The following is a 17727-nucleotide window of genomic DNA, read 5'->3' as shown; positions in this document are numbered from 1 at the left end:
CAAAACAGACAGGGAGGGCTCTATCGACATGCGTGTCCCCGTGAACGTCGACGACGCGCACGCCCCGCCCACCACGCCGTGCCGGGCGTCCGCACTCCCCACGGGGACCACCACGATCACAGCGGTCCACACCGCGCTGCCGCCGCACCGCTACACCCAGGCCGATCTGACCGAGCCGATCGGCGATCTGTGCCTGGCTCCGGGAGCCGACCGCACGGTGCTGCGCCGCCTGCACGCGTCCGCTGGTGTAAGCACCCGTCATCTCGCCCTGCCGATCGAACGGTACGCCGCTCTGGGCGACTTCGGGCAGGCCAACGACGCCTGGATCGCGGCCGGACTCGATCTGGGCGAAGAAGCCCTCACCGGCGCGCTGAAGGACGCGGGACTCGAACCGGCCGACGTCGATCTGCTGATGTGCACCTCCATCACCGGCATCGCCGCCCCGTCGCTCGACGCCCGGCTGGCCGGGCGCGTGGGCCTGCGGTCCGACGTCAAGAGGGTTCCGGTGTTCGGCCTGGGCTGCGTGGGAGGCGCGGCCGGTCTGGCCCGGCTGCACGACTACCTGCGCGGGCACCCCGGTGAAACGGCCGTGCTGCTCACCGTCGAACTCTGCTCGCTGACCCTCCAGCAGCGTGACGACTCGCAGGCCAACCTCGTCGCCGGCGCCCTGTTCGGTGACGGTGCGGCGGCGGTCGTCGCCCGGAACAGCGGTACCGCCGGGGCGGATGCCACCGGGCCCGTGGTGGTCGCCACGCGCAGCCACCTGTTCCCGGACACGGAAGGAATGCTGGGATGGAACATCGGCGCCACCGGGTTCCGCGTCGTGATCGGGGCCGGCATCCCCGGCGTCGTACGGAACCACTTCGGCCCGCACCTGCGCGCGTTCCTGGCCGACCACGGCCTCACCACCGAGGACATCGGCACGTGGATGTGCCATCCGGGTGGGCCCAAGGTGCTCTCCGCGGTCACCGACGCCCTCGGACTGCCCGCAGAGGCCCTGGACACCGCGTGGCGCTCACTCGCGGCCGTGGGGAACATGTCCTCCGTTTCCGTACTGCACATCCTGCAGAGCGCCCGGGAATCCCTTCGGCCCTTGCCCGGCAGCTGGGGCCTGCTTCTGGCGATGGGTCCCGGCTTCTGCTCCGAACTCGTCCTGTTGCGCTGGTGAGCGACCTCATGTCCTGGTACGCACTTCTCCTCCTGGCCGTCGCCGCCGAACGCGTCGCCGAACTGCTCGTGGCCCGGCGCAACGCGTCCTGGACCCTCGCCCGCGCCGGTGTGGAGCACGGCCGCGGTCACTACCCGGTCATGGTCGCGCTGCACACGGGCCTGCTCGTGTGCTGTCTCCTCGAACCCGTGCTCGCCCACCGGCCGTTCCTGCCCGCCCTGGGATGGCCCATGCTCGTCCTCGTGGCACTCGCCCAGGCGCTGCGCTGGTGGTGCATCACCACGCTCGGGCCGTACTGGAACACCCGGGTCATCGTCGTCCCCGGGGCACGTCTGGTGCGCACTGGGCCCTACCGGTTCCTGCGCCACCCCAACTACGTGGCCGTCGTGGTGGAGATCGCCGCCCTGCCGCTGGTGCACTCCGCGTGGGTGACCGCGGCGGTGTTCACCGCGGCCGACGCGGTGCTGCTCACCGTCCGAATCCGCTGTGAGAACGCGGCCCTCGCCCAGGCGGTACCCGTATGAGCGGCGCACCCGACCTGCTGATCGCCGGAGGTGGCCCCGCCGGCCTGGCGACCGCTCTGCACGCCGTGCGCGCCGGTCTCGACGTCGTCGTGGCGGAGCCCCGCCCGGCACCCGTCGACAAGGCGTGCGGCGAGGGCCTGATGCCCGGTGCCGTCCGTGCCCTCACCGCACTCGGCCTGGCGGTCCCCGGCCGGCCGATCACCGGCATCCGCTACGTCCAGGGACCCCGCCGGGCCCAGGCGGAGTTCCGGTGCGGCCCCGGCCTCGGTGCGCGCCGCACCGGACTGCACGGCGCCCTGCACCGGGCCGTCGTCGACGCGGGAGTGCCCGTACTGCCCCTCCGGGTCGGGGAGGTACGGCAGGACGCCACGGGGGTGACCGTGCCGGGTGCCGGCATGCGCGCCCGGTGGCTGGTCGCCGCGGACGGCCTGCACTCGCCGGTGCGCCGTTCGCTCGGCCTGGAGGTGAAGGCCGGCGGGGAACCCAGATACGGGCTGCGCCGTCACTACGCGGTGCCTCCGTGGTCGTCCTACGTCGAGGTGTACTGGGGACCGCACGGGGAGGCGTACGTCACCCCACTCGGCCCCGCGCTCGTCGGCGTCGCGCTGCTGACGGCCCGGCGGGCCCCCTTCGACACCCAGCTGGCCGCCTTTCCCGAGCTGGCGGCGCGTCTGCCCCGGGAAGCGGCCGCCACCGCCGTGCGCGGAGCGGGTCCACTGCGCCAGCGGGCCCGCACCCGCTCCCATGGGCGGGTGCTGTTCGTCGGTGACGCCGCCGGATACATCGACGCTCTGACCGGCGAGGGGATCTCCCTCGCCCTCACCGGTGCCGAAGCGCTGGTCGACAACATCCGCCGAGGCACACCGGACCGCTACGAGACCGACTGGAACCGCGTGACCCGCCGCCACCGGATCTTGACGGAGCTTCTGGTGAGGGCCCGGCAGCGACCCGCGCTCGCCTCGCTCATCATGCCCACGGCGGCGCGTCTGCCGCGCCTCTTCGTGGCAGCGGTGAACGCACTGGCCTGAAACGCCACGCGGGCCGGCCCGCCCCGGCACGGCGTGGGTGCGGGGCGGGCCACTGTGGTTCTGCCGTGCTACTTGACGCGGATCTCGGCGAGTTGGAGGCGGTACTTGCTGCTCTCGTCGGAGGCGGGTGTGCCGAGTCGGGTGGCCTTCAGGCGCAGGTAGCGGCCCGTGGCGGAGGCGAGGGGGTAGGTCTGGGCAGCTCCCGCCGGGTTGGTCTGGCCGGTGACGGTGCGGACGGTGGTGTAGGAGGCGGCCCCGTCGGCCCGGACCTGGAGGCTGAAGTCGACGGGGAAGCCCGCCGTGCCGCCGCCGGCTCCGCCCGTATCGGTGCGCGGGTGGAGGGTGACGGAGGCGATCGCCCGGTCGGCGCCGAGGTCGACCTCGATCCACACGGGCGTGGCGCTGACGTCGGCGGAGGGGAAGTCGATGCTGGTGAAACCCTTGGCGCCGGTCACGCTGGTGAGTGTGCCGTCCAGTACCCGCGTCTTGCCCCAGTCGCTGTTCTCCAGGGTGTAGTTGCCGGTGACGGTGGTCGCAGCGGTGGGGACGGTGAGCTCGGCCAACTGGAGGCGGTACTTGGCGGGTTCGTCGGAGGCCGGGGTGCCGAGTCTGGTGGCCTGCAGGCGCACGTAGCGCGCGGTGGTGGTCCTGAAGCCGTACGTCTGCACCAGCCCGCTCGGGTTGGGCTCGCCGGTGACCGTGCGGACGGTGGTGTAGGAGCCGGCCCCGTCGGCCCGGACCTGAATGCTGAAGTCGACGGGGAAGCCCGCCGTGCCGCCCCCGGCCGCCGGGGTGTCGGTGCGGGGGAAGAGCCGTACTGTGTCGAGGTCGGTGTCGGCGCCGAGGTCGATCTCCACCCAGACGGGGTTGGCGCCGACGTCGGCGGAGGGGAAGTCGTTGCTGGTGTAGCCCTTGGCGCCGGTCACGCCGGTCAGGACACCGTCGGTGAGCCGGGACCTGCCCCAGTTGCTGTTCTCCAGGCTGTTGTTGCTGGTGACCGGCCGGCCCAGGGCGAGGTTGTCGAGACGCCCCGTGCCGGTGGCGGTGAGGGTCCAGGTGCCCGGCTGCACGGTGAAGTAGACGTACGAGGAGTCCCTGCTCGCGTACGTCAGACCGCTGACGCTGCCGGTGGAGGCGCCGCCCGAGTAGACGGTGGTGCCGCCCGCCTTGATGACCGGTGAGGAGCCGCGGTACGTCGGGACACCCACCCGCGCGGTCGTTGCGCTCGGGGAGGTGAGGGTCAGGGTGACCCTGTCACCGTCGCGGTCGACGCCCAGGCGGATGTCGCCCCTGACGGTCGGCGTCACCGTACTGATCTTCGTGAGCGTGCCGGTCTGCGGGATGACGTCGTACGTCTCCCAGCCGGGCTTGGTGGGGCGCACACCGGCGGCGTAGGCGGACAGGGCGTAGAGCGGGCCGCCGTTCCAGGCATGGTTGTCGGTGCCGTCGGCCTTGGTCCACAGCTCCCACAGGGTGTAGCAGGCGGGGTCGGCGACCTGGGCGGCGTACCGGTTGCGCATCCGCTCCTCGGCGACGGTGGCCGCGCCCATGAGGTAGAGCGCCTCCAGGACGTAGAACTCCATGTAGGGGCTGGCGTTGAGGTGGGTGCGCAGCACCTCGGTCACCGCGCGGTGGCGGGAGGCGGGGGCCAGACCGGCCACGACGGCGAGGGCATTGGCCCGGTCGTCGGTGTCGCGGGTGTAGCCGGGTGAGCGGTACTCGTTCCTCGACGAGTTCCACAGCACGCGGTCGAAGTTGGCCTGGATGCTGTCGCGCCTGGCCTTCCATCCGGCGACGTCGCCGGTGTTGCCGCTGAGGTCGGCGAGCTTGGCGGCGGTGTCGAGGGCCAGGTGGTACCAGCAGTTGTCGAGGACGCGGGCGTCGATGTTGGAGCCCCAGTCCTCCCAGTCCCAGTCCCCCGCGCGGTGGGTGACCAGGCCGTCGGCGTCCAGGCTCCACAGGTTCAGGTACGTCTTCACCGCCGGGTAGGCGGCGGTGACGGCGTCGGCGTTGCCGGTGTAGAGGTAGTACGTCCAGAACGACCACACCGAGGCGAGCATCTGTGTGGGCAGTTCGCTGGTCCAGATGGTCGTCGGGACCGGCGAGTAGAGCGCACCGCCGGCCTTCTGCCAGGACGCCAGCTGGGAGATGGCCTTCGCGCCGAGCGCGTGGGAGCGGGCGTCGAAGGTGTAGAAGCCCTCCTTGAGCTGGTTGACCACGTCCCCCCACCACTGGGCGCGCTCGCGGGTGGGGCAGTCCATGTAGTTGTCCCGCATGTTGACGTACATGGTGCGAGCGGCCTTGCCCCACAGCGTGTCGAAGAAGGCGTCGCTGCTGCTGAACGACCCGGCGAAGTCGGTGTCGTAGCCGGACTCCCGGTACTTCAGCTCCAGGATCGTCACGCCCGCCGGAATCGTGTACTTCACCGCCGTGCCGCTCATCCAGGCCGGCGCCTCGAACTCCTGGACCCCGGCGGCGCAGACGTAGGTGGCGCGCATGTTGTAGCCGGTACCGGGCTCGATCCCGGTCAGGTTGGCGCCGTCGTCGTAGTGGTCGGTCTGGATGCCGATCACCGCACCGGCCGGGGCGTCCACCTTCAGGTACGGGGTGATCTGGAGGTTGGACGGCAGGACAGCGGAGACGGCGGTGGCGCCCTGGCCCGTGGACGGGAGTGAGGCCGCGTTGACGTAGGGCTTCAGGCCGGAGTACCGGAACTGCGGGATCGGCCGCTGCACCAGGCCGTTCCAGGGGGCGGCACCGGCGGCGCCGAAGTCGGTGGGCGCGCTCCAGGAGCTGTCGTCGAAGCCGGAGGACTGCCAGCCGGCCATGGCGGTGGCGTTGCGGGCGTCGTAGTAGACGTTGGACTCGGGCAGCCGGAAGTTGACCTGCGTGCCGCTGGTGTTGTTCGCGTAGCCCGGGTGGACGGTGTGCTTCCAGCCGGCGTCGCTGACGAGTCGGGTGGTGGTGGAGCCGGCCTGGATGTCGGACTGGAACAGCAGGCCGCCCTTGCCGCTGCTGTTGTGGGAGAAGCCCTGCTTGCCGAAGTACCAGACCAGCAGCGCCACCGTGTTGGTGCCGCTGGTCAGGTAGGGGGCGAGGTCGATCTCGTCGTAGTAGGTGTCCGTGCGGTTGGGACCGCGCTTGAGCTGGCCGTCGAAGACGACGAGCGTGCCGTTGACCCACAGCCAGTACTTGGAGTCCGCCGCGATCTGCGTCACCGCCTTGGACGGCGCGGAGCCCAGAGTGAACGATCTGCGGAACGCCACCCACTGACTGGTGGTGCTGGTCGGCGCCCAGATCCACCTCGCGGTCCACGTGACCGCGGCGGACGCCGCGGGTGCGAGTCCGGGAAGGGCCAGGGAACCCAGAGTGGGGGCGAGGGCCACTGCTATGGCCGAGCGCAGGGCGGACCGACGCGTGAGGTCGGGCATGGCGGCTCTCCTGTTGTTGAGGGACGGACTGTCGCAGCGGCGGATCCCGGCGTGAGCCGGCACTGCGACGGAAGGAATCTCTTCAAATGGCGGCTGGGGGGGGATGGCTTGGCCTGGTGGTGCGATGGGGACGTCGGGATCGCGCGGGTGTCACGGCGGCCGGCCGGGCAGGCCCGGGTGCTCCTCCGGCCCGCCCGGAGCCCCGCCGGTCGGGGGGTGTGGCTTGGCGCGTCAGACGACCATCCACTGCTGGTTGGCGCCGGAGGTGCAGGTCGACTGGTCCAGGGCCGCGCCGTTGGCGGTCGACGCTCCGGCGACTTCGAGGCACTTGCCGCTGTTGACGTTGGTGAAGGTGACGTAGCCGCCGATCACCGCGGTCCTCGTCCACAGCTGGTGGGAGGCGCCGGTGCAGGTCGACTGGACGGCCACCGCTCCGTCGGCGGAGGAGGCGCCGGAGATCTGCAGGCATTTGCCGCTGTTGACGTTGACGAGCCGGTAGTTGGAGCCGACGGCGGTGGGCACCCACCGCTGGTTGGCTCCGGAGTTGCAGTTGCCGGAGTTGACCGCTGCCCCGTCCGCCGTGCTGAGGGACCAGACGTCCGCGCACTTGGCGCTGTTCCGGTTCAGCAGGTGGTTGTTCGCGGCGCCGAGGGGACTGGCGATGACCGGCCAGCCGCCCGCGAACGTCACCTGCCGGATGTCGAGGGTCTCCTGTCCGGAGTTGTCGCCGTCGTAGTAGTGGTAGGCGAGGAACTTGGACGTGCCGTCGTCGTAGGCGTCGGCGCCGCCGGCGGCCACCTTGGGGTAGGCGCCGGTGAGGACGGTGGTCCCGCCGCCGGAGGCCATGTCGGTGCCGTTCTGGTCGAGGTAGGGTCCGGTGATGCCGGTGGACCGGCCGACCACGGTGTAGTAGGTGCTGTTGACCCCGCTGCAGCAGGTGCCCTTGGAGCCGAAGAGGTAGTAGTAGCCGCCGTTGAGGATGATCGTCGGGTTCTCGATGCCGACGGCGATGTGCCAGAGGTTGTTGTCGGTGGTGGACAGCTTGCCGGTGGACTGGTCCAGAACGTGCATGTAGGTGCCGGAGCCGGTCCAGGAGCCCCAGGAGATGTAGAGCCGGCCGTCGGGGCCCCAGTCGACGTTGGGGTCGATCGGGTAGTTGACGTCCGTGACCATGCCCTGGTCGGTCCAGGGGCCCTCGATGTTCGTGGCGGTGGCCAGACCCATCACCGCGTACCGCGTGCCCCACAGCGAACCGGCGTAGTACAGGTGGTAGGTGCCGTTGAAGTACTTGATGTCGGGGGCCCAGATGTTCGGCGGGGTCGAGCCGAGCTTGCTGGTGATCCAGGACGGGGTCGACTCCCAGACGTTGCCCACCTTCGTCCAGCCGGATGCCGCGGTGCCGCCGCACGTCTTGCGGAGGGTGATGGATCCGCTGGGGTTGAGGGAGTCGTGCTCGAACCCGGTGGAGAAGCCGTAGTAGCAGCTGCCCACCTTGATGACGCTCGGGTCGTGCATGCGCAGGTCACCGCTGAGAGCCTGGGCGGGAGAGGCGGTGACCAGGCCGAGAAGGGTCAGGAAGGCGACCAGGACCGCCGCGAGTGCGGGGCGGCCGTGTCCTGCGCGTGTGCCGGGACGCGGCCCCGGGGTGGTGTGGACGTCCATGCGAGACTCCTTCGTGTCGCTGTGGATGGGGCGGGGCACGAGTCGTCCCCCGCGCGGCGTCGAGCGATCGGCAGTGCCCCGGCGGGCGCGAAGACCTGCACGCGGGCCCCGGCGGGCGCGAAGGCCTGCTGTGCGCGCGGGGCCCCGGCGGTTCTGTCAGCCCTTGACCGCTCCGGCCGTCATGCCCGCCACGATCTGCCGGTTGAAGAACAGGAACATGATCAGCGGCGGGACGGTGATGAGCAGGATGTCCATGAAGAGCAGGTTGTAGCTGGTGCTGTACTGGCTCTGGAAGTTGAACAGCGTCAGCTGGACCGTGGCGTTCTGTTCGCCGGGCAGGAAGTAGAGCGGGTTGGTGAAGTCGTTGAAGACGGCCACCGACTGCACCACGATCACCGTCACGATCACGGACCGCAGCATCGGGAAGACGACCTGGAAGAACAGCCGCAGCGGTGACGCCCCGTCGATGACGGCGGCTTCGTCGAGCTCGCGCGGGATGGTGGCGATGAAGGCGCGGAACAGCAGGATGGAGAAGGACAGGCCGAACGCGATCTCCACGAGGATCAGTCCGGGGAGGGTGCCGAACAGGCCGGCCTTCTGCAGGACCCAGATCGTCGGCACCACCGCCGGCGGGATGATCAGCCCGGACAGGACCAGGAAGTTGATCAGTCCCGTCCAGCGGGTGACTCGCCGTTGCAGCACGAAGGCGACCATCGCGCCGAGGACGACGAGCCCGGCGACACTGGCGACGGTCAGGATCACGCTGTTGATGAAGGCGATGACCAGAATGTAGTCCCGGGCCTGAACCACCTGGACGAAGTTGTCGACGAGCTGGAAGTGACGTGGCCAGGAGAAGTCGAGCCGCGCGGCCTGCTGCGGGTCCTTCACGGCCGTCAGCACGATGAACGCGAACGGGACGACGAAGACGACAAGGCTGACGGCGATCGACAGAGCGCCGAGCCAGGTACGGGTGGAGCTCCTCATCGCTCGACCTCCTTGCGGGCGAGGAAGCGGGCCAGCGGGACGACGATCGCCGTCACGACCAGGAACAGGACGACGTTTCCGGCGGTGGACAGACCGTAGAAGCCGGCCTGGTACTGCTTGTAGATCACGGACGCGACCACGTCGGAGCTGAAGCCCGGCCCGCCGCGCGTCATGGCCCAGATGAGGTCGAAGGACCGCAGGCCGCCGATGAGCGACAGGACGATGACGGTCGACGTTGCCGGCCAGCTCAGCGGAAGGATGACATTGCGGAACAGCTGCCAGGGGCCCGCCCCGTCGATCTTCGCCGCCTCGTAGTAGTCGTTCGGGATGGAGACGATGCCGGCGATGTAGATGACGGTGGCCAGGCCGACGCCCTTCCAGACATCGACGAGGGCCACCGAGAACAGCGCGAGCGACGGGTCCGTCAGCCATCCCGGACCGTCGACACCGACGGCGGCGAGGGCCTTGTTGATCACGCCGTAGGAGGGGTCCATGAAGGCGGTGAAGGTGATGCCGACGCCCACGGTGCTGACCAGCACCGGGAAGAACACCACCGAACGCAGATAGCCGCGGGCCCGGATCTGGCTGGTCAGCAGGATCCCCAGGAGGAGTCCGAGGACCACCTTGAGCCCCGAGGTGACGACCGCGTAGAGGAAGGTGTTGACGAAGCCCTTGACGAGGGCGGGTTCCTGGAAGAACTCGGTGAAGTTGTCCAGCCCGATGAAGGTCGACTTGAAGATGGTCCACCTGGTCAGGCTGAAGTAGAACGACGCGAAGGTCGGGACGAGGAACAGCGTTCCGTAGATCACCGCCGCCGGCAGATAGAACCAGGCGGGATAGGCGCTGCGCGTCCTGGCGGCCCGACGCGTTCCGCTCGCTTCCTTCGCCGGCGTGGCCGTCGGCGGCGTGGCCGGTGCAAGTGTGGTCATGGGTCGACCTCTCTCGGGAGCCTCCCCGCGCCCCTGCCGGAGCCGGGGAGGCACTGCGTTCCGTGTCCTACCAGCCCGACAGCCCGAGCTGCTGAGCCTGCTTCCTGATGTCCCGGTCGTACTGCGCCGCACCGGACTTCGCTCCCGTGATGCCGGATCCGACCTGGACACAGATCTGCTCGAGGTTCGGCCCCTTGACCGGCGAGAGGAACTCCAGGGCCGGGCTCTGCGCGTTCTTCGTGAAGTACGCAGCGACGTCCTTGGTGATCGTCGGAGCGTCCGACGGCAGGGTGCAGCCCTCGACCAGGTACGGGCCGGTCGGCGTCGACGCCTTGCCCTGCGACACGCAGCCGGCCGGGCTCGCCGCGAACGCGAGGAACTTCCTGACCGCCGTGAGCTTGTCCCCGGTGGTGCTCTTCGGGACGTAGAACGCGTTGGGGAACCACGCCGTCAGGCCGTTGGTGGAGGCGTCGTCACCGGGCAGGGCGAAGAAGCCGATGTCGCCCAGCTGGTCCGGGTTGCTCGTCCTGATCGCGCCGATGACGGTGGAGAGCATCGGGTACTGGGCGCCCTTGCCGGTGGCCAGCATCTGCAGGCCCTTGACCAGGGTGGCCGACGCGTAATCGGAGTTCTGCAACTTCAGGTCGTGGATCTGCTCCAGGTGCTCGAAGCCCTTGACCGCGTTCCCGTCGGTGGCGAACTTCGCCTTGTTGGCGGTGTAGTTCTCCGCGAATCCCGGTTCCGCGGCGGCCACGTTGTGGAAGTCGCCCAGGACGAGGAGCTGGGAGGTCCAGGTGTCCTGGTAGGTCTGGATGACCGGGGCGATGCCGGCGGCCTTGATCTTCTTGCTGTTGTCGATGAACTGCGCCCAGGTCGTGGGCACCTTCAGGCCGAGCTCGGCGTAGACCTTCTTGTTGTAGAGCACGCCGCCGCCGAGAGCCGAGCCGAAGGGCACGCCGTACGTCTGGCCGCCGACGGTGACCTGCGGCAGGAACGACTTGCTGAGGTTCTTGACGTACGGGTCCTGGGTGAGCGGCGTGAGGTTCTTCGTCGGGTCGATCTGCTGGAACAGCGAGCCGGTGTTGTAGGTGAAGAGGTCGGCCATGCTGCCCGTCTGCAGCCGCGTCTTGATGAGGTTGTCGCCGTCGGCCCCGCCGGGCCGCGTCTCCACGCCGACCCTGATCTTCGGGTTCTCGGCCTCGAAGTCTTTCACCAGCTGCTTGGCGGCCTGGAGGTTGTCCGGCGCGTTGTCGACGAGCAACTTGATCGTTGTGGCGCTGCCGTCCCCGCTGGACGAGCCGAGGGAGCCGGCGCTGCACGCGCTGAGCAGAAGCGGCAGAACAGCGGCCGCGGCGACGGCCGCCTTCCTCTTCGCGAGAGTGGTTGACCTCATGGACGTTCCTTCACGAGCGGAGGTGAATCGATTCAATACGCTGTGGTGAGACCTGTGGGCAATGTCTTCGGCAGGCTTCGGAGCGCTGAGCCGAACGCAGCACGAGGCCGACGAGGGAAGGGCGTAACGATTGACTCATCACCTCTGGACCCTCTGGTCAGGAGCGACCGCCTCTGGGATTCTGGGCGGCCCGGCCGTGGCACGGCCGCGCCGAGAGACCCGGTGATGCGATCCGCTTTCGTGTAACGTTCCACGAAGGGATGCCCCAAAGGTTGAAGCGAAACGGCCGGAGCCGTCAAGCCATCTGCGAGTAACGTTCCGGAAACGCCGAGCGGGGCAGAGCGGCGCATGACAAACGGAGGTGGGGACCCCCATGGAACCGGCAGGCGGCTCGAAGAGGGTCACCATCACGGACGTCGCGCGCAGCGCCGGCGTGTCCACCTCCGCGGTGTCGAAGGTGCTGCGCAACGCCTACGGGGTGAGCCCCGCGATGCGTGAGCGGGTACAGACGGCCATGGCCGAACTGGGCTACCGTCCGCACGCCGCGGCCCGGGGCATGAGGGGCCGCACCTACACGATCGGCGTCCTGCTCGCGAGCATCCGCAACGCCTTCTACGCCGACCTCCTGGAGGGGGTGGACGCACGGTTGCGGGACACCGAGTACGCGCTGTTCATCGGCTCCAGCGGCTCCTCCGAGATGGCGGACCAGACCAAGCTGATCCACGCCATGGTGGACCGGCGGATGGACGGTCTGATCCTGATCGCCCCGGCCGTTCCCCGCAGCGAGGTGGTACGGATCGGGGCCGAGGTGCCGACGGTGGTGATCGGCCACCACGACCCCTCGCCGGCGTACGACTGCGTCGTCAACCAGGACGGGGTCGGAGTCGACCTGGTCGTGGACCACCTGGTCGGCCTCGGGCACCGGGACATCGCCCACATCTCGCATCCGACGGTGCGCGGCAGCCAGTGGGAGCAGCGGCCCGAGCACCACGTCCGGGCCGCCTACCGCGCGGCGATGGCCCGGCACGGCCTGGCGGACCTGGCCCGGGTGGTGAACTCCGGCTACTCCGACGAGGGCGGCTACCGCGGCGCCATGGAACTGCTCACCTCCCGTCGCCCGCCCACCGCGATCTTCGCCGGCGCCGACGTCGCCGCGACCGGGGTCTTCCGCGCCGCCGCCGAACTCGGCCTGCGCATCCCCGCGGACCTCTCCCTCGCCGGATACAACAACACCTCCGTCGCCGCCCTCGCGCCGGTGAGCCTGACAAGCGTCGACCAGGCGGGCGCCATGATGGGCGAGACCGCGGCCCGGCTGCTGCTGGAGCGGATCGAGAACCGTCGTGACCGCGCTGTCGTCATGGCGTCGACACCGCATCTGGTGACACGCGGCAGCACCGCGCCGCGACGCGTCTGAGCGGCCCTCCCCCGCTCGTGCGCCTCGGATTTCCCGCGCTGCCCTCTTGACGTGAAGGACATCCTGAGCACAGGGTTGAGTCGTTTCAAATGTAGAACGTTACACACTTTCTCTGGAGCGAGGAGCGGGTATGAGCCTGGAACGTCCGGAACCCGACGCCGCCGTGGTGTCGGTCCGCTTCGAGCACCGGGAGGACGCGCTCGGCATCGGCACCCCCGAGCCCCGGCTGTCCTGGCAGGTCCGCACCGACGACCCCGCCTGGCGGCAGACGGCGTACGAGGTGGAACTGGACGGCGCCACCGTCGTACGCGTCGAGTCGTCCGAGCAGGTGCTGGTGCCCTGGCCCTTCGAGCCGCTCCCCTCACGTCGGCGGGTGACCGTCCGGATCCGGGTGGCCTCCGGAGGGCGGTGGAGCGACTGGAGTGCGCCCGCCGCCGCCGAGACGGGGCTGCTGCGCCACGACGACTGGACCGCCCGGTTCATCAGCCCCCGCGACCACGGCGCCCTGGACGCGCCCGCCCCCGAACTCGTTCGGACGTTCGCGCTGCGTGCGGACGCCGTCTCGGCCCGCCTCTACGCCACCGCGCACGGCGTCTGCACCGCCTCCCTGAACGGTGTCCGGGTCGGCGACGAGGTCCTCGCCCCCGGCTGGACCAGCTACCGCCATCGACTCCGCTACCAGACCCACGACGTCACCGCGCTGCTGAGGACGGGCGGGAACACCCTTTCGGTCGTGCTCGGCAACGGCTGGTACCGAGGCCACCTCGGCTGGTGGGGCGCCCGCGCACTGTACGGCGACCGGCTGGCCCTGCTCGCCCAGCTCGAGGTGCGCTACGCCGACGGATCAGTGGAGGTCTTCGGCACCGACGAGCAGTGGCGAGCCCGTGACACCGGGATCCTCGCGGACGACCTCTACCAGGGTCAGCGCACCGACCTGCGGTTCACGCCCGGCGCGGCCGACGGCCCGGTGGACGTGCTCCCCGACGAGGAAGCGGACCTGGCGCGGCTCGTCGCCCCCGAGGGCCCGCCGGTACGCGTCACCGAGGAGCTGCCGGCCCAGAAGGTCTGGCAGTCGCCGTCCGGCCGTACGCTCGTCGACTTCGGGCAGAACGTCGTCGGCTGGGTCCGCCTGCGCCTGCGCGACACCACGGCCGGCGCGGAGGTCACCGTCCGGCACGCCGAGGTCCTGGAGCACGAGGAACTGTGCACCAGGCCGCTGCGCACGGCCGACGCCACCGACACCTACCTCTTGGCGGACGCGGCCGAGGCCGTTCTCGAGCCCTCGCTCACCTTCCACGGTTTCCGGTACGCGGAGGTCACCGGCGTAACCGACTTGGCGGCCGAGGACCTGCACGCCGTGGTGGTGGGCAGCGACCTGCGCCGCACGGGCTGGTTCTCCTGCTCGGACCCGGATCTGGAGCAGTTCCACGAGAACGTCGTCCGGGGCACACGGGGCAACTTCCTGGACGTACCCACGGACTGCCCGCAGCGCGACGAGCGGCTCGGCTGGACCGGCGACATCCAGGTCTTCTCCCCCACCGCCTCCTTCCTCTTCGACACGGCCGGCTTCCTGTCATCCTGGCTCGCCGACCTCGCCGCCGACCAGCACGCCGACGGCGCGGTGCCCTGGGTGATCCCCGACGTCCTGGACACCGAGACGCCGACCGCGGCGGCCTGGGGTGACGCGGCGCCGGTGGTGCCCTGGGTGCTGTACGAGCGCTACGGCGACCTCGGCGTCCTCGAGCGCCAGTTCGCGAGCGCCCGCGCCTGGGTCGACAAGATCGCCTCGCTGACCACCGACGGCTTGTGGAGGGGCGGCTTCCAGTTCGGCGACTGGCTGGACCCGGCCGCGCCGCCGGACGACCCGTTCGCCGCCCGCACGCCCGCGGACGTCGTCGCCACCGCGTGCCTGGCCCGCTGCGCCGACGTCGTCGCCCGCACCGCGGAGGTACTGGGCCGCTCCGAGGAGGCCGCAGAGTACCGTGCGCTCGCCGCCCGGACTCGGGAGGCGTTCGCCCGCGCGTACGTCACCCCGGCGGGCCGGATCCTGGGCGACTCGCCGACCGCGTACGCCATGGCCCTGCAGTGGGAGCTGCTGCCCGGCCCGCGGCAGCGCGAGGCCGCCGGACTCAGGCTCGCCGACCTGGTCCGCACGAGCGGCTTCCGCATCGCGACGGGCTTCGTCGGGACCCCGCTGATGACCGACGCCCTCACCTCCGCCGGCCGCCCGGATCTCGCCCACCGGCTGCTTCTGGAGAGAGGCTGCCCTTCCTGGCTGTATCCCGTGACGATGGGCGCCACCACCGTCTGGGAACGCTGGGACAGCATGCTGCCCGACGGCACGGTCAACCCCGGCCAGATGACCTCCTTCAACCACTACGCGCTCGGAGCCGTCGCCGACTGGATGCACCGCACGGTGGCGGGACTGGCCCCTGCGTCCCCCGGCTACCGTGAGATCACCGTGCGCCCGGTGCCGGACCGGTCGCTCACCCACGCCACGGCCGTGCACCTGACTCCGTACGGCGAGGCCTCGGTGAGCTGGCGGCGCGAGGAGGGCCGCTTCCACCTGAAGGTGGTCGTGCCTGTGGCAACACGAGCCGCCGTCCACCTGCCCGGTTCCGGACTGCCCCCGGTGACCGTGGCCCACGGCACGCACACCTGGACCACCGAGGACCCCTGCCTCGCCGGGACACCGTCGGAGACGGTCACCGTGCGCGACCTGATGGACGAGCCCGGGCTGTGGGGACGCACGGTCGCCGTCCTGACCCGGCACGGGCTGGGCGGGGACGCCGCCCAACTGGCGCGGCGGCTGGGGCCGTTCCTGGACCTGCCGGCCCCGAGTCTGCCCGGGCTGCTGAACAAGGTCCTCTTCGAGGACGGCGGAGCCGACGCCGCCGCCGAACTCGAAGTCCTGCTGGGCGACACGGCGGGCTGACGTCCACGAGACACCGCGCACCGTGTCGCACCGGGAGGACGGTCTGCGGGGAGGCAGTGCCGGTGGGAGGCTGAACGCGGCCCAACCGCCACTGCACAGAAAACGTCCCGGCCCGCGCCGGAGGGGCGCAGGCCGGGACGGGGCGGAGGCTCCCGGGGGTTCCGTCAGTGGTGGGTCGGGGACACGCAGCGGAAGCTGGAGGCGGCAGCCGGGTCGCCGTGGCCGTCGTAGCGGGACACCTGCGGGTAGCTGCACAGGTTGCGGGTGATCTGGTCGCCGGAGGCGTTGCGGAGGGTGGCGGGCAGGGTCTGGGGAGCCTTGCCGTGTTCGACCCAGGTCCTGAGGGCGCCGAGGTCGTCGACGGTGGCGCCGCTGCCGTTGTTGAGGCCGCAGTGCGGCGTGCCCGGGGCGAGGAAGAGGCGGTAGAAGTCGTCGACCTTCTTGACGCCGCCCATCTTCCGCTCGACCTGCCTGCGGTACTCCACGCTGCCCTGGGTGGGAATGTACTCGTCGGCCTGGCCGTGCCAGGTCAGGAGCTTGCCGCCGGCGTCACGGAAGGCGGACAGGTCGGGGTCGTCGGTGCCGATGACACGGTCGTACTCGGCCTCGGACTGCTTGAACAGCTGCGTGAACCGGCTGTAGGTGATGGTGGAGACGTCGAAGGACGGCTGCTTCTGGAGCCACGTGGCGATCCAGGCGGCGGGCACGGGGAACGGCGCGCCCTTGACGTTGCCGTCGGCGTCGGGCGGGGTGGTTCCCGCCAGCCCCGACAGGGCGGCGCCGACCGGGACGCCGGACCACAGCTTCTTGCCCGACGTGGTGCGCGGGCCGTCCCAGATCTTGCGCACCACGGCCGCGTCGGCCGCCGTGACGGTCAACTCCCGGCCCTCGCACGGCACCTTGGCGCCGATCAGGCTGCGCGGGTCGAAGCCGCACCGCTCGGGCGCGTCGACCAGGCCGTCCTCGGCGCCGTCCAGCGGGTCGCAGGCCTTGACGGCGGCGTTCGTGAAGGCGTCCAGCTCGCACGGGGTCGGGTAGGTCTTCTCCTGGTTCATGACCACCTGCGGCCACAGGGTGGCGACCTCGAACTCGTCCCACTGGACGGCGGGCGCGTTGGCCAGGATGCCGTCGTAGTCGTCGGGGTGGCGCTGGGCCTCCATGTAGCCCTGGCGTCCGCCGGTGGAGCAGCCGTTGAAGTACGCGTAGGAGGCGGGCCTGCCGTAGAAGCGGCCGATGACCTCCTTGGCGATCACCGCCGCCTCGTGCTCGGAGCGGTCGGCGAAGTTCTCCAGCAGCTCCGCGTTGACCTGGCCGTCGCTGTTCAGGGCCCAGCTGGTGTCGACGTAGGTGCTGACGCCGGCGTCGGTGGTCGCGGCGGCGTAGCCGTTCTTGACCGCGTTGGCCAGACCCTTGCCGTAGTCGCCGGCGGCGTAGGCGCTGCCGCCGATCGTCTGCAGGCGGCCGTTCCAGCCCCGCAGGGGCAGCCACACCCGCACCTTGGCGTGGTCGCCCGCTCCCGGGTGGGTCAGCGTGACCGTCATGTCGCAGAACGCCGGTACGTCGTCGACGTGGTCCGCGGGCAGCGGCCAGACCTCGGGCACGTCCACGGTGCCCGCCGCGTGCCGTACCGCCGTCACGTTCTCCACCGTCGTGCCGGCCGGGGCCTTCACGGACCGCGGGGAGCAGGTGAGCGGGGATGAGACGGATGCGGTGGCGGTGGCGGGGTCGGGCTGCGGCTGCGCGGACGCGGTCGGCAGGTACACCGCCGCCGTCATCAGCGGTAAGCCGGTCGCGAGGACAGCCAGAAGTCGTCTCATGGTGTTTCCCCAAAGAAGTAGGTGTGTGCCGTTCGAGAAGCAGATGTGTGCCGTGTCGTGTCGGCACGTGTTGCGTTGGATGCCGGAGTGAAAAGGGCCGGCCACCGCGTGAACTCATCGTCACCGGTTTAACCGGTGACGATGCTGGCATGGTCGCAATCGGGCTGTCAACACACGCGCCGGGCCACGGCGGCCTGCGGCGCAGAGGACCAACTGGGCAGGAGGCGCGGGCTGTTAAGTGAGCGTTTGGTTCTCGGTTGTCTGTTTCATTTGGCTTAGGTGTCGCGCCAGTTGGGGGTGGCTTCGTGGGTGAGGCGGCGGGTCATGAGGTTGATGGCGGCCAGTTGGATCATGGCGGCTGATCGGTGGGGGTGGGTTTCGTAGTCGCGGGCGAGGCGGCAGTAGACGGTGGTGCCGCCCGCCTTGATGACCGGTGAGGAGC

Annotated in this window: 11 protein-coding genes and 1 pseudogene; 5 read left to right on the top strand and 7 right to left on the bottom strand. The window is 70.4% G+C overall.

All coding sequences use genetic code 11. The features are described 5' to 3' along the window. The first annotated feature begins 28 nt into the window (after positions 1–28). Genes ACPT94_RS18590 through ACPT94_RS18580 form a run of 3 tightly spaced genes read left to right on the top strand, consistent with a single transcriptional unit; the run spans position 29 to position 2720 of the window. A complete protein-coding gene (locus ACPT94_RS18590; RefSeq protein ID WP_360332937.1) occupies positions 29–1168 on the top strand; it encodes a type III polyketide synthase in 1140 nt (379 codons plus the stop codon). Positions 1169–1176: 8 nt separating this feature from the next. Then, the gene (locus tag ACPT94_RS18585; protein ID WP_360333390.1) at positions 1177–1692 is read left to right on the top strand and encodes an isoprenylcysteine carboxyl methyltransferase family protein; all 516 of its coding nucleotides are present in this window, start codon (positions 1177–1179) and stop codon (positions 1690–1692) included. Continuing rightward, complete coding sequence (locus tag ACPT94_RS18580; RefSeq protein WP_425246318.1) at positions 1689–2720, top strand: NAD(P)/FAD-dependent oxidoreductase; 1032 nt, start codon at positions 1689–1691, stop codon at positions 2718–2720. The genes ACPT94_RS18585 and ACPT94_RS18580 overlap by 4 nt, the downstream gene beginning before the upstream one ends. A 68-nt stretch (positions 2721–2788) precedes the next feature. Here the strand turns inward: ACPT94_RS18580 and ACPT94_RS18575 are convergent, their stop codons facing one another. From ACPT94_RS18575 to ACPT94_RS18555, 5 genes are all read right to left on the bottom strand, one after another. Then, positions 2789–6151 carry an alpha-L-rhamnosidase-related protein gene (locus ACPT94_RS18575; protein ID WP_425246317.1) on the bottom strand — a complete coding sequence of 1121 codons (3363 nt, stop codon included), beginning with the start codon at positions 6149–6151 and terminating at the stop codon, positions 2789–2791. A gap of 231 nt (positions 6152–6382) precedes the next feature. Beyond that, a complete protein-coding gene (locus ACPT94_RS18570) occupies positions 6383–7813 on the bottom strand; it encodes an RICIN domain-containing protein (RefSeq protein ID WP_425246316.1) in 1431 nt (476 codons plus the stop codon). A gap of 156 nt (positions 7814–7969) precedes the next feature. Further along, positions 7970–8797, bottom strand: a complete 828-nt coding sequence (locus ACPT94_RS18565) for a carbohydrate ABC transporter permease (RefSeq protein ID WP_360332925.1) — start codon at positions 8795–8797, stop codon at positions 7970–7972. After that, positions 8794–9726, bottom strand: a complete 933-nt coding sequence (locus ACPT94_RS18560) for a carbohydrate ABC transporter permease (protein WP_425246314.1) — start codon at positions 9724–9726, stop codon at positions 8794–8796. Before ACPT94_RS18560 ends, ACPT94_RS18565 begins: the two co-directional genes overlap by 4 nt. A 67-nt stretch (positions 9727–9793) precedes the next feature. Continuing rightward, on the bottom strand, positions 9794–11119 hold the full coding sequence (locus tag ACPT94_RS18555) for an ABC transporter substrate-binding protein (RefSeq protein ID WP_360332919.1): 1326 nt from the start codon (positions 11117–11119) through the stop codon (positions 9794–9796). Between the two features lie 373 nt (positions 11120–11492). Here ACPT94_RS18555 and ACPT94_RS18550 point away from each other — a divergent pair, with 373 nt between their 5' ends. Together ACPT94_RS18550 and ACPT94_RS18545 are read left to right on the top strand one after the other, a co-directional pair. Continuing rightward, positions 11493–12533 (top strand): LacI family DNA-binding transcriptional regulator, encoded by a 1041-nt coding sequence (locus tag ACPT94_RS18550; RefSeq protein WP_425246313.1) that lies wholly within the window; start codon positions 11493–11495, stop codon positions 12531–12533. Positions 12534–12663: 130 nt separating this feature from the next. Further along, positions 12664–15468, top strand: coding sequence for a family 78 glycoside hydrolase catalytic domain (locus ACPT94_RS18545; protein WP_425246312.1), 2805 nt, complete (start codon positions 12664–12666; stop codon positions 15466–15468). A 164-nt stretch (positions 15469–15632) separates the two neighbouring features. On the opposite strand, the gene ACPT94_RS18540 is transcribed toward ACPT94_RS18545, so the two are convergent. Together ACPT94_RS18540 and ACPT94_RS18535 are read right to left on the bottom strand one after the other, a co-directional pair. Further along, the gene (locus ACPT94_RS18540; protein ID WP_425246311.1) at positions 15633–17285 is read right to left on the bottom strand and encodes a DUF6351 family protein; all 1653 of its coding nucleotides are present in this window, start codon (positions 17283–17285) and stop codon (positions 15633–15635) included. 275 nt (positions 17286–17560) lie between these two features. Beyond that, positions 17561–17683, bottom strand: a pseudogene (locus tag ACPT94_RS18535) (IS5 family transposase); the annotation flags it as partial. Between the last annotated feature and the right edge of the window lie 44 nt (positions 17684–17727).

Origin of the sequence: Streptomyces aurantiaciflavus (genome assembly GCF_049808595.1) — a bacterium.
In the GTDB taxonomy this organism is placed as follows: Bacteria; Actinomycetota; Actinomycetes; order Streptomycetales; family Streptomycetaceae; genus Streptomyces.
This window is presented reverse-complemented; position numbering and strand designations above follow the sequence as displayed.